This window comes from Psychrobacter sp. A3, from assembly GCF_028823565.1.
Taxonomy (GTDB): domain Bacteria; phylum Pseudomonadota; class Gammaproteobacteria; order Pseudomonadales; family Moraxellaceae; genus Psychrobacter; species Psychrobacter celer.
The window spans coordinates 21207-34340 of record NZ_JAPEHS010000024.1; the positions used below are offsets into that span (position 1 = coordinate 21207).

A 13134-nucleotide genomic window follows, 5' to 3' on the forward strand; every position below is an offset into this window, starting at 1 on the left:
GCTAGTGTATAAATTGCTAACATGTTCGATAATGCTTATGTCGAAGGCGGCTTATTGGGTGTTATTTTGAGCAGCTTTGGCGCACTCAAGCCATGCATAAAGATAGATATCAAAATTACAATAGAGCAGACCACCCATAACTTGAGCGCATCATCGTCTGCAAAGTAGCCGTGGTTGAGCGCATAGGATAAGTAATACAAGGTGCCGATACCGCGAATGCCCAAAGCCGAGATTGCGTATTTTTCGGAATGAGGCAGGCCTAGCCCCGATAAGGCGATAAACCCGCCGATAGGACGTATCAGAAGTAAAAACACAAAGCTGACGATGTAGACCCGCCATGTCAGCTCGATGCCTGACTGTAAGGCTTGACCAAGCAGCATCCCAAACACCACCAGTACCAGCGACATGAGTAAACCCTCTGACTGCTCAGCAAAATCGTGTAGTTTTTGATGGTAATCATGCTGGTGCTCTGAGCGGCGAAAGGCAAAGGCTGCGACAAACACAGCGATAAAGCCATAGCTCTCTACATACTCGGCCAGTCCATAAGCGACCAGCGTCAGAGCGATCACTACATAGCCTTGTGAGATGGGCGTTTCTTGACTGTATTTAGAAAACACAAGCTTGGCCATGGCTTTGCCAACGACGATACCCACCACCAATCCTGCGCCTATCTTCCACAAAACATCGTGGGCAAACCATGACCAGAGCATCTCGCCATCGAAACGCTGACCTGCGCTCAACGCTTCTGCCACCTTGATGGCCAAATAAACAAATGGAAACGCCAATCCGTCATTTAACCCTGACTCTGAGGTCAAGGTAAAGCGCGTCGTGTCCTCGCCGCCAGTGTTTGGTGGGCCGACCTGAATGCTAGACGCTAAGACAGGATCGGTCGGTGCCAACACCGCACCCAACAAAATCGCCGCCCCCATACTCAAGCCAAAAGCATAGTAGCCCAACGCTGCCATGGCAAAAATACCAATCGGCATGGTGATGAGCAGCAGCCTGATCGTCGGTCGCCACAGCCGCCAAGATAGCTCGGTATCAATCTTGATACCCGCGCCAACCAGTGATACCAAGACCACGATTTCTGTGAGTTTTTCGATGACAAGGCCATTGTCAATCGGATCCAAAAACGATAACGTCGTCCACCAATAACCCATCAGCAACCCAAAGCTTACCTGCAGCATCGGCAATGAGATCGGGGTGCGTTTAAACGCGATAGGAAACAGTGCCCCAAACAAAAAGGCGATACCGCAGACCAATAAGAAGACGTTATAGTTTTCAATCATAAAGGGGTGCACGCGACTATGTTATAAAAATATGTTATAAAAGTTTTTATCGACAACTATTTAAAAATATTTAATGTATGACGGCCTAGTCAATAACCAGATCACCTCAGTTATCTGTCACCTAAGCTATCTGACTGATAGTTTGTTCGAAGTCGTCAGCGCGGCTGCTCTGAGTCAGTCTTATCATGACGCCAAAAATATATTATTACCGCAAAAAAATCGTTATCAAAACGCGTGCTGCGTTGCTTTTTTGTGAAAAAAAAGCCTGCACGATGCAGGCTTTTCTCAATAGCTTGAGGTTTTAGAGAGTAGGGATGTCGTTAGCGTTCAACTTGACTCACGTCGCGTATCGCCCCCGTATCTGCACTGGTGGTCATGGCAGCATAAGCACGCAAGGCTGGTGTCACATAGCGCTCACGGCTGACAGGCTTCCACGCATCACGGCCACGCGCTTGCATTTCTTCGCGGCGCGCCGCCAGCTCGTCATCACTGACTTGCATGTTGATGGTGCGATTTGGGATATCGATATGAATGATGTCGCCCTCCAGAACCAAACCAATCGCACCGCCCTCTGCTGCCTCTGGGCTGGCGTGACCAATAGAGAGGCCAGAGGTACCACCAGAGAAGCGGCCGTCAGTTAGCAGCGCACACTCTTTGCCCAAGCCTTTAGACTTAAGATACGTAGTAGGGTATAGCATCTCTTGCATACCAGGGCCACCTTTTGGTCCTTCATAGCGAATGATGACCACATCACCTGCGACGATCTCATCTGCCAATATGGCGGTGACGGCCGCGTCTTGCGACTCAAAAATACGCGCGCGACCTGTAAAGGTTAAAATACTTTCATCAACGCCTGCGGTTTTGACCACACAGCCACGCTCAGCGATATTGCCATAAAGCACGGCAAGGCCACCATCTGTTGAGTAAGCGTGTTTGACACTACGGATACAGCCTGACTCGCGATTGACATCGAGGTTTGGCCACTCCTTTGCCTGCGAAAACGCTTGAGTGGTACGTACACCGCCCGGTGCTGCAACATATAGCGCCCGTGCTTCGGTGTTGTCAGGGTTCATAATGTCCCATTTGTCGATGGCTTCTTTCATCGTGGCACTATGGATGGTCGGTATGTCGGTGGTCAATAGGCCTGCTCGATCAAGCTCGGCGAGTAATGCCATCACGCCGCCTGCACGGTGGACGTCTTCCATATGGTACTTTTGTGAGGCAGGCGCGACTTTAGATAGGCAAGGCACACCGCGGCTTAGGCGATCGATGTCCGCCATTTTAAAATCCACCTCTGCTTCGTTGGCGGCCGCCAGTAAATGCAAAATGGTGTTGGTCGAGCCGCCCATGGCGATATCGAGGCTCATGGCGTTTTCAAACGCAGCTTTGGTGGCGATAGAGCGCGGCAAGACAGACTCGTCGTCTTGCTCATAGCGGCGTTTGGCCAATGAGACAATCGTGCGGCCCGCTTCTAAAAACAGCTCGCGGCGCAGCGCATGGGTTGCAAGCAGTGAGCCATTGCCAGGCAATGATAACCCCAGTGCTTCGGTCAAGCAGTTCATGGAGTTGGCAGTAAACATACCAGAGCACGAGCCGCAAGTCGGGCAGGCAGAGCTTTCGATAGCCAAAACGTCTTCGTCACTGATGCGGTCATCAGCGGCATCCATCATGGCATCGACCAAGTCGAGCTTGCGAATGGCGTTGCCTTTATTATCAGTGGTATGAACATCGCTGCCGCCATCATTGTTATGACTATGAGCCACAGTACTGGCTATGACTTTACCAGCTTCCATAGGCCCACCAGAGACAAACACCACAGGAATATTAAGACGCATCGCGGCCATCAACATGCCTGGGGTGATTTTGTCACAGTTGGAGATACATACCAAGGCATCGGCGCAGTGGGCATTGACCATGTATTCCACTGAGTCGGCGATCAGATCGCGGCTGGGTAATGAGTACAGCATGCCGCTATGGCCCATGGCGATACCATCGTCGACCGCAATGGTATTAAACTCCTTTGCCACGCCGCCCACTCTTTCGATTTCACGTGCGACCATCTGACCCAAATCCTTTAGGTGTACGTGACCGGGTACAAACTGAGTAAATGAGTTGGCAATGGCAATGATTGGCTTGCCAAAGTCGCCATCAGTCATGCCAGTTGCACGCCACAGTGCGCGAGCACCTGCCATGTTACGACCACCGGTAGAGGTTTTTGAGCGATAATCCATGTGATTTTCCTTACAAATAGGCGAGGTTTATAAAAAAGTGCAGCCTCAGCTGTGATGATAGTGTGCTTTTTATACTAAATAACGACCAATGAATAATACTAGGTCATGACCATACCATTAGATATGAATAATAAAAATATGCCATGATCACGTGGATTCATCGTATCGATAAAATCTTATTTTAATAGCAATGTGCCGTCCTGCAAGCGCATCAACGATAAACCATAAGAAGGCATAAGGCGGCCCAACACGACAATTTATGCTAGGCGCTCTAAGATGGCTTTGTCAAACCAAGGCAGATCAGTTTTATCCGCTTCTAGTCGGGCGATAACCTCTAGAGCGTGAGGCGCTGGCAACAGCTGATACTCAGCGCTGGCGGCGATGGGTAGTATCCGCTCGTTTGCTGCCGCTTGTGAGTCAGCATCCTCTAAAACAGAGACAAGCGTTTGTTTGTCGTTTTTGTAGAGCACATCGACGCGGCCAAAAAACTGCCAGTCTTTTAAGGCGGTGCTCAGCGCATCCACCGCCTCTTTGGTATAGATTTGCTCGGTGTCTTTGCCCGTATTGGTCCAGTGCAGGCGCACTGCTAACTGCAGCGCCTCGCTAAACACCACCAGTGAGCCGATGACCTTGATATGCCAAGGACTGGTGATGAGCGCGGCCTCAATCCCGATGAGCTGCGCGGCCTCACTGGCACTCATCGGCCTATTAAACTGAGCCAGTAGGGCAGGCGTGAGCGGGTTGGCTTGCTTGATGGCATCGTCTAAGCTGTCGTAATGATATAAAAAAGGCAGCGGCAACTCCTGCGTCACTGTTTTTTTGCTGACTTTGCAGTTGTGTATTTGCCAATGAATGCTGCTATCGGTCAGCGCCTCGGCCAAAATCACGCTATTAGGCGGCAGGCTCTGCGCTGGATGCTCAGTACGCGTTTCTGCAGAAGAGCTGGCGGCTAAATGGTCGTTTAGGTTGTCGTTTGATAAAGGCGTCGGCAAGGTGGGCGAATCCATAAATATAGCATCATTAAAGTAGAGGGTTAATATAACATTTAAAGTCTATGAGTCGCCAATAAATTGCTGAGCGAGTCGGCGCATATCGATATGGGGGCTTTGATTGACAAGTCAGCAGGCGGCTTGTACTCAGGCGATATTTCGTCCACTATATAACACTTGTTGTGAGCAAAGCTTCCAAAACATTCACTCACCACACTGGCCAATGAATAAAGGAATAACAATGAATCAAAACAATCACGTTCAGTATGACGACAATAACATCTTTGCAAAAATGCTAAAGGGTGAGATTCCATATCATAAGGTTTTTGAAGACGATAAAACCCTTGCCTTTATGGATATCATGCCACAAGCAAAAGGCCACGTACTGGTCATTCCCAAACAAAAAGCAATCGATTTGGCTGATTTGGAGCCAGAATATGCGGCAGCGGTACTGATGACTGCCAAAAAAGTCATGCAAGCGCAGCGTCAAGTGTTTGAGCGCGAAGGTATCATCCAAATGCAACTAAATGGTTCGCAAGCTGGGCAGACAGTGTTTCATTATCATGTCCATCTGATTCCATCGAGTATTCATGAGCTAGGCCGTCATGCCGTCACCCAAGCGGATCAAGGCGAGCTGGCAGATCTGGCGCAACAGCTTGCCGCAGTTATTGCAGGATAGTATGGCAATTGCAGACAAACAGATATATTTTATATATTAAAGGCGGCTAACAAGCTGCCTTTTTTGTTGCTTGGTAATAGTCATGTAACAACCGTTAAAGTAGTGTTACAAGGACAGAGATTGTCTGGGGTTTTTCAAAAGAGTGTGATAAATATCGTAATGGCTGACTGTTGGTTAAACAGTTTTGTCTTTAAAACCCATTCATCAAACCAGTGCCTATAAGCAGTAGAGTGTCAGAAATCAAAAATGTAGTATCAAACATTTATCAGACAGACATTTTATGCAAAAAATATTTTAACAAGCACGGTTGGTCGGTTTTGTCACTTTTTGAGGATATCACTTTTATGAGTAAATTACCTCGCTCCACTATTTTGTTGCCAGTTTTTGTCCCAGCGGCGGCTATCATGCTGCTATTGGTGATTGGTACTGCTATCAATCCAGAAGCGGCCGGCGAGCTGTTTAGTAACGTCCTGGCGTTTACCACCGAAACGTTTGGCTGGTTTTATATGCTGGCAGTTGCCATATTTTTGATGTTTGTCATCGTGTTGGCGTTTTCGCCTTATGGCAGTATCAAGTTAGGCCCTGACCATGCAGAGGCTGAATATCAGTTTCTCGAATGGTTTGCTATGCTGTTTTCGGCAGGTTACGGCATTGCCTTGCTCTTTTATGGTGTCGCCGAGCCGGTCTTACATTTTGCCAGTCCACCACTCTCAGAGCCGCAGACAATTGAGGCGGCCAAGGAGGCGATGCAGATTGCCTATTTTCATTGGGGGTTTCATATTTGGGCGATATACGGCGTTGTGGGGCTGTCATTGGCGTATTTTTCCTTTCGGCACGGCTTACCGCTGTCGGTGCGCTCAACCCTCTATCCCTTAATTGGTGATAAAATCCATGGGCCTATCGGACATACGGTGGATGTGTTTGCGATTTTGGGTACCATGTTTGGTATCGCCACCAGTTTGGGTCTGTCTGTGGCTCAGATTAATGCAGGCTTGAATTACTTATTACCCGATATGATTCCAGTGAGCACCACCGTACAAGTCATCATCATTGCGCTGGTGACCACCGCAGCACTGGTGTCTGTACTGGCTGGGATGGATAAGGGCGTCAAACGCCTGTCTATCTTAAACATGGTGCTGGCCACGGCTTTGATGCTGTTTGTGTTTGTGGTTGGGCCGTCGATATTTATCCTAAATGCCTTTATGGAAAATACAGGCAGTTATTTGGGCAATATCGTTGAGCGCACCTTTAGCCTACAAGCCTATCAGTCGAGTGATTGGATCGGTAGCTGGACGCTATTTATCTTTGCATGGACGATCGCGTGGGCGCCTTTTGTTGGACTATTTATCGCCAAAATCAGTCGCGGCCGTACCATTCGTGAGTTTGTACTGGGCGTGATGCTTGTGCCAACGCTGTTTACCTTCTTTTGGTTTTCAGTATTTGGGGATACCGCGCTGCATATGATTATGGTCGATGGTTATGAGGCGCTGATCGGCGAGGTACAAAACAACCAAGCCATTGCTTTATTTAAGTTGCTAGAAAACTTACCCTTTACTCAAATTGTCTCGTCATTGACCGTCCTACTGATTATTACTTTTTTTGTGACATCATCGGACTCAGGGTCGTTGGTTATCGACTCTCTCGCCGCCGGTGGTCGTAGTGATACGCCGTGGTGGCAGCGCTCATTTTGGGTAGTTACAGAAGGTGCTGTGGCGGCGGTGCTGCTGATCGCAGGTGGCCTAAGCGCCCTGCAGACAGCGGCTATCGTCAGTGCCTTGCCTTTTGCAGTGATTATCTTAATTTCGACATTTGGTATGTGGCGTGCACTACGTATCGAGGGGCATCGTAATCAAAGTCTGGCCACTGACAACCATCTACCACCGCATCTGCTCAAATTAGACGCATGGCGTGATCGTATTGATTATATTACCAATCAGCCAACGCGCGAAAAGGTGCTCGGCTATATAAAGGGCACGGTGATGTCATCGATGCAGGAGGTTGCAGAAAAATTTGCCGAGACAGGCTGGTTGCCTGAGGTTAACTATGATGAGGTAAACAATCGAGCGGTACTAGAGCTAAGACGCGGTGATAATGTCGAGTTTTGGTACGAGGTGCGCCTATCAGAGCATGAGGTTCCTGACTATTATACTGAAGATATGGCAGGTAATCTGCCCCAAGAGCACCATCACCGTGCCGAGGTCTATCTGCGCCGCGGTGGCCAAACCTATGACTTATATGGTTATCAGCCAGAGTCGGTAATCAACGATATCATCGATCAGTTTGAAAAATATCTGTATTTCGTCAATGTTTCGCCCGATATTTTGCCTTGGCGTATGCAGGAGCATGACGATGATATTACCCTAGAGCAGGGCAGTGTGTTTGATAAGTAAGCGAGCGCACTGCTTATTTGGAAGTCGTCTTGGAGGTCATAGCGGCAAAGGATTGACGTGAATGGCTTGCAATATGCGTACGAACCCTTAGAATAACGGCTTGTTTTCTATGCAAATCAAGCCGTTTTTTATGTCTATAAATACTTCTGCGAATCCTGTGATGGCTGATTCTTCAGCACCAGTTGCCGCTCAGCATTCCTTATTACAGCCGCTTGATATCGGTGGTCTGAGTATCGAAAACCGTCTGATGGTCGCGCCCATGGCCGGCGTGACGGATAACCCTTTTCGTAGACTGTGCAAATCTTTTGGCGCAGGGCATGCAGTCAGTGAAATGATCATCGCCGATACCGCGCTTTATGCCAGCAAAAAGTCTTTGTACCGTGCCAATTTTGATAATGAAATTGCGCCCATCTCGGCACAAATAGCAGGGGCTGAGCCTGATAAATTGGCTGAAGCGGCGCGTTATCAGATTGACAATGGCGCGCAGATTATTGATATTAATATGGGCTGTCCTGCCAAAAAAGTCTGCCGTAAGCTGGCAGGCTCAGCCTTGCTGCAAGACGAAGATTTGGTGGCGCGTCTGCTCGATGCGGCGGTAGGTGCGGTCGATGCTCCCGTCACCCTAAAGACGCGACTGGGTTATGAAAATGGCCGCGAAAATATTTTGCGAGTGGCACGCCGTGCTGAGCAAGCTGGTATCGCAGCGATTGCGATTCATGGGCGGACGCGTGAGGACATGTATACAGGCACGGCGCGTTATGAGCTGATACGCGAAGTCAAAGACAGTATCGGTATCCCTGTCATTGCCAATGGCGATATCGATAGCCCTGAAAAAGCCCAATATGTCTACGAGATGACAGGCTGCGATGCCGTGATGATAGGGCGCGCCGCTCAAGGTCAGCCGTGGCTGTTTCGTGATATTGGTCATTTTTTGCGGACAGGTGAGCGGCTAGCTGCACCAAGTATTCGCGAGATTAAAGAGATTGTGCTCGCGCATCTACAAGAGCTGTATGATTTTTATGGCGAATACTCAGGCTGCCGTATTGCGCGTAAGCATATTGCGTGGTACACCACGGGCATCCCAAATTCCAATGCCTTTCGTCAAGCGATGTATGGCGAAGAGAGTACCGCAGGACAGTTTCGTGTGGTCGAGGATTTTTTGTGTACGCATCAGTAGTCACTAGGGCGGGTAAATAATCATCAATCGCGATGTTTGTACTGACGATTTATTCACCTCAGGCCATATTTTTTGCTATCCTACAAAAGAACATAAAACAAACAAAAAGGACTTTTTATGGCCAACCCTTCAAAAAAAGCAATCGCCAAAGCGGTTAAAGGTAAGCATATCATAATCACGGGTGCCTCAAGTGGTATCGGCGAGCGTACTGCTTTTTTGCTCAGTGAGTGCGGCGCTCATGTGATTTTGTTAGCACGTACCAAAGACAAGCTAAAAATTGTCGCGGACAATATCGAAACACTCGGTGGCAGGGCCAGTTATTATCCATGTGATTTGACCGATATGGATGATATCGAAGACGTCAGCAAACGCATTCTTGCTGATTTTGGTCATGTCGACGTGTTGGTCAATAATGCGGGGCGCTCGATTCGCCGTTCCGTGCATGAATCTGTCAACCGTTTTCATGACTTTGAGCGCACGATGGATGTCAATTACTTTGGTGCGGTAAAGATTATTTTGGGACTACTTCCGACGATGATTGGCAGAAAGAAGGGGCAAATTATCAATATTTCCTCCATTGGCGTACTGGCAAACAGTCCGCGTTTTGCCGCTTATGTCGCCTCAAAATCAGCGCTTGATGCGTTTAGTCGCTGTCTGGCAGCAGAGGTCAAAGGCGATAATATCAAAGTCACCAACATTTTTATGCCACTGGTGCGCACGCCGATGATTGCACCGACCAAGCTGTATCGTTATATGCCAGCATTGATGCCTGATGAGGCGGCGATGATGATCGCCAAAGCGATCGTCCATAAACCAAACAGTATCGCCAGCAACATGGGTAGATTTGCGTCTGCAAGCTACTCGTTGGTACCTGCATTTAACGTGGGGGTACAGTCTATTGGTTATCGTATCTTCCCAAGCTCGACGGCTGCCCAGACGACCGATAGTAAGCCAAATTTAGCGCAGCGTATTTTTGCAAAAATACTGCCTGGTGAGCATCACTAGTATAAGCGCTCAGTAGGGAGTGCAGAAAGGCTCCCTACAGAGGCTTGATCCTTACTTACTGCACCCCATCTGCGGATGCCTTATCTAAGTTGGGGTTGTTTTCATTGACCGTCACCGTGTCATCAGCCTTTTGGTCATTTTCTACACTGCCACTACTAGAATAGTAGGCTGTACCTCCCGCACCTTCCTCATTTTCTGTAGAGTTAGGAGTAGGAGCTTGGTCTTTCTCTTCGCTCGCTGTTTGCACAGGCGTCATCTCGCTAGATTCTATATTATTATTATCCGGCTTTTGGGTCTCATTGCTGCAAGCACCAAGACCCAAGAGACTCACCCAACATACTATCCATAATTTATGTTTAAGCGATTTTGCCGCTATAGATGTTTTCATTTTAATATCCTTATTGTCGTTAAGATCAAATCTTGCGTAAAATTCATCCGAGTCCTGCGGTATCGTTTTTATACTGAACCCACTATAACAAGACAAAATACCAGACGGTTTTTTTGTTTTCACGGGGCTGAAGGTAAGGATTTGTTAGCGTTTGTACCCCTACATATTTTGTTAAGCGCAGCTGGTAAAGGGTATGCCTCAATATAGTCGATACACTCTAAAAATGTCATAGCGCTACTGGGATGCTGTTTTTAAATGTAGGTTGCGCAGCCTCTGGGAACGCAGCACGCAAGTAAAATTTATAACAGTAGCGCGTTTAAATCCATAACAGTTTTACATTCATCTAACTATAAAACCCGCCATGTCGCTCTAACCAAACACCCGCCATAATATCCAAAACAATCCCGCCATAATCACCACAATCAGCAATAAACGTTTTGTCCAATATGGCATTAAGGGTTTTTTGTATCCCAAGTTATTTAGCTGGCTATCAACCCCTTGTTGTAAGTCTTTAAAACCTTGAGTCTGCTTGGTGGTTTTGACGCGTGTTTTGATCAGTTTGCCAGATTCTAGCTCTTCTTTTGTTTCTTGCTCTCGATCGAAACTAATGGCGTGATTAGAGATGCCTTGTTTGTTTGCGATGGTATTGAGTTTTTGTTGCTGCTTTACTTTTAACGCGGTTTCATAAGCGTCTATTCGCACCTTGGCTTCATCCATACTGATATTTTCATCTTGCGCCAATGTTTTGATGGCCATGACGAGGTTGTTTTTTTCAACCATCATGATCACATCTTTTGGCAGCTTTGGATTGACTGGCTTTGAGCTTGGGTCGGGGTTAAACATGGTTTTCCTTATTGTCGATGAGCATATAGCATGTAAGCATGAGTTATTATAACCATTTTAACCAAGCATCATTCAAGCGGTGAACGGCAGTTGAGTAGTGGAGAAACAAAAAAATACCGCCATCATTGTTATGACAGCGGTATATCGCAGTGAGATTATCCGGGTCTCAGTGGTGGTTTATAGGTCTTTCCAGCGCTGGATAGACTCTTTGATGACTTCTTTGGCCTCAGCCACGTCGCCCCATGATTCAACCACAGTGGTGCCCGCTTTTTTCAGGTCTTTATAGTGGCTGAAGTGGAACTGTAGCTGGTTGATCAGCTGTTTAGGTAGGTCTTCTAAGCTGTTGTATGCATTGCCGGTATCACGGTCATCCGCTGGTACGACGACGATTTTATCATCGACTTCGCCATCATCCACAAACTTCATCACACCGATGACTTTGGCTTTTAAGAAAACACCAGTCGGCAGTGGCTGCTCTGTGATGATCAGCGCATCCAACTCGTCGCCATCTTCGTCTAGCGTTTGCGGGATAAAGCCGTAGTTACAAGGCTTAGCAAAGATTTGTGGATCGATACGATCCAGCTCAAACACGGCCAATTCGCGGTTCCATTCGATTTTATGGCTGCTACCGGTAGGGATTTCTACTACCACGTTGATGATGCCGCCGTCTACGTCGCCTGCGTCCAAAATTTTGTTAAAATCTGCCATAAAATACTCCGATTTGCTTTTGTTTTAAATGTCTAAATACAATAAGAAAAGCTCAAAGGTTGAGCTGAGCTGTCATATAGGTGTGACAGCTGTCTGTAACGCCAGCGATTATAGCAAGTTTGCAACAATTTTTCTCAAAATGCTTAAGTCTAAGCGTGCAAGATATTATGCAAAAAAAGACTCAAAGGCTAAAAGCGTTAGCGACTTGGTTTGGGCGCCAACGCGCGCAGTGCTATCTGTCCTGCATGGCGCTGAGCGATATTGTCGATGAGTTTTTGTGTGACGCTCTCATAGCTCAAAGGTTCGCGGGCTTGCCCTGCGCTTTGTGTCTTTGGGGAGGATGCCATGTTGATAAAATCAGCCAGCCTAAGCATTTGCATGCCAGCATAGCCACATGGGTTAATGGCATTAAACGCGGATAAATCACAAGTTAAATTAATAGCGATACCGTGGTAACTAAAACCATGCTTAATCTTAAAGCCTAACGACGCCATTTTACCTAACATGATGGACGACGGCTGGATCTCAGTCGATACAAAGCCTTTATCGGCAGGGCTGTCGTCATGCTCTGCGCTGGTATCGGCATAGAGATAGACGCCTGGCGCATCGCGGCGCGCTTGGGCATGAATGCGCGTATCACCAGCTGTGTGGCTTTGTAAGCAGTCATTGATCACATCTTCGATGGCTTGCTCAGCGTGTGAGACTAAATTGCGCACACTCCAGCCCAAGCTCTCTAAATCAAATAACCAATACAGCACCAATTGCCCATGACCATGCCAAGTCACTTGACCACCGCGATCGGTTTTGATAATTGGGGTGTCTGTACGCTGCAAAATGTGCTCTTCTTTACCCGCTTGTCCTAATGTATAGACATCATTGTGATCGACGATCCACAGCTCATCAGGCGTGCGCTGCTGTTTGGTTTTTTTTAACTCAATACGTGTCAGCGTGCGCGCGAGCATCGCATCCAAGGTAGGGACATAATCGGCCGCGGGCAAAGACTTACTGATCAGCGTGTCACTCAGGGGTTGTATGGCGTTTTGCATGGCAGTCACAACATATGGTAGATATATAGAATTGGCAAAAGATATGAAGGCAAGGGCGTGTCCTCTTCAATCGATAGCCATCTAAATGAGTTAAAAATGGCTAAATCTCACCAAACAGTATCAAATAGCTAACGAATATCTCGATATTATCTGCGCTATTTTCGTTGTTTGATTAGGGCGTGTTGAACATTCAACACGCCTTACAGTGTTTGGCGGCAATTTATCTTATTTTTATTGCCATTTTTAAAATGAGGACACGTCCAAGTAGTTCAGTTGCCTAAAGTGTAGCAGTTTTTGGCAGTGTCGCCCAAACTTATCTGCTTATTAGGGTGTATCCTCAATTCAATCGATAGCCATCTAAATGGGCTAAAAATGGCTAAATCTGGCCA

General features: G+C 47.4%; 11 protein-coding genes. 4 read left to right on the forward strand and 7 right to left on the reverse strand.

The annotated features are described in order from the left end of the window. Window positions 1-35: 35 nt before the first annotated feature. The 3 genes from NK638_RS05390 to NK638_RS05400 form a co-directional block, all read right to left on the reverse strand. Window positions 36-1289, reverse strand: coding sequence for a cation:proton antiporter (locus NK638_RS05390; RefSeq protein WP_274632217.1), 1254 nt, complete (start codon window positions 1287-1289; stop codon window positions 36-38). A 320-nt stretch (window positions 1290-1609) separates the two neighbouring features. Continuing rightward, a complete protein-coding gene (ilvD, locus tag NK638_RS05395) occupies window positions 1610-3520 on the reverse strand; it encodes a dihydroxy-acid dehydratase (RefSeq protein ID WP_274632218.1) in 1911 nt (636 codons plus the stop codon). 257 nt (window positions 3521-3777) lie between these two features. After that, window positions 3778-4527 (reverse strand): hypothetical protein, encoded by a 750-nt coding sequence (locus NK638_RS05400; RefSeq protein WP_274632219.1) that lies wholly within the window; start codon window positions 4525-4527, stop codon window positions 3778-3780. Window positions 4528-4750: 223 nt separating this feature from the next. On the opposite strand from NK638_RS05400, the gene NK638_RS05405 reads away from it, so the two are divergent. From NK638_RS05405 to NK638_RS05420, 4 genes are all read left to right on the forward strand, one after another. After that, window positions 4751-5188, forward strand: coding sequence for an HIT family protein (locus NK638_RS05405; RefSeq protein ID WP_075102109.1), 438 nt, complete (start codon window positions 4751-4753; stop codon window positions 5186-5188). A gap of 344 nt (window positions 5189-5532) precedes the next feature. Beyond that, window positions 5533-7578, forward strand: coding sequence for a BCCT family transporter (locus NK638_RS05410; protein WP_201587327.1), 2046 nt, complete (start codon window positions 5533-5535; stop codon window positions 7576-7578). A 160-nt stretch (window positions 7579-7738) separates the two neighbouring features. Then, the gene (dusB, locus tag NK638_RS05415; protein WP_446739810.1) at window positions 7739-8755 is read left to right on the forward strand and encodes a tRNA dihydrouridine synthase DusB; all 1017 of its coding nucleotides are present in this window, start codon (window positions 7739-7741) and stop codon (window positions 8753-8755) included. 117 nt (window positions 8756-8872) lie between these two features. Continuing rightward, window positions 8873-9760: an SDR family NAD(P)-dependent oxidoreductase gene (locus NK638_RS05420; RefSeq protein ID WP_274632221.1), complete on the forward strand. Its 888-nt coding sequence runs from the start codon at window positions 8873-8875 to the stop codon at window positions 9758-9760. A 55-nt stretch (window positions 9761-9815) separates the two neighbouring features. Here the strand turns inward: NK638_RS05420 and NK638_RS05425 are convergent, their stop codons facing one another. The 4 genes from NK638_RS05425 to lipB all read right to left on the reverse strand — a co-directional run bounded on the left by NK638_RS05425 (window position 9816) and on the right by lipB (window position 12745). Continuing rightward, a complete protein-coding gene (locus NK638_RS05425; RefSeq protein ID WP_274632222.1) occupies window positions 9816-10091 on the reverse strand; it encodes a hypothetical protein in 276 nt (91 codons plus the stop codon). 426 nt (window positions 10092-10517) lie between these two features. Then, window positions 10518-10991, reverse strand: a complete 474-nt coding sequence (locus tag NK638_RS05430; RefSeq protein WP_201585625.1) for a hypothetical protein — start codon at window positions 10989-10991, stop codon at window positions 10518-10520. A gap of 177 nt (window positions 10992-11168) precedes the next feature. Beyond that, the gene (locus tag NK638_RS05435; RefSeq protein WP_105246152.1) at window positions 11169-11699 is read right to left on the reverse strand and encodes an inorganic diphosphatase; all 531 of its coding nucleotides are present in this window, start codon (window positions 11697-11699) and stop codon (window positions 11169-11171) included. 197 nt (window positions 11700-11896) lie between these two features. Continuing rightward, on the reverse strand, window positions 11897-12745 hold the full coding sequence (lipB, locus tag NK638_RS05440) for a lipoyl(octanoyl) transferase LipB (RefSeq protein WP_274632223.1): 849 nt from the start codon (window positions 12743-12745) through the stop codon (window positions 11897-11899). Between the last annotated feature and the right edge of the window lie 389 nt (window positions 12746-13134).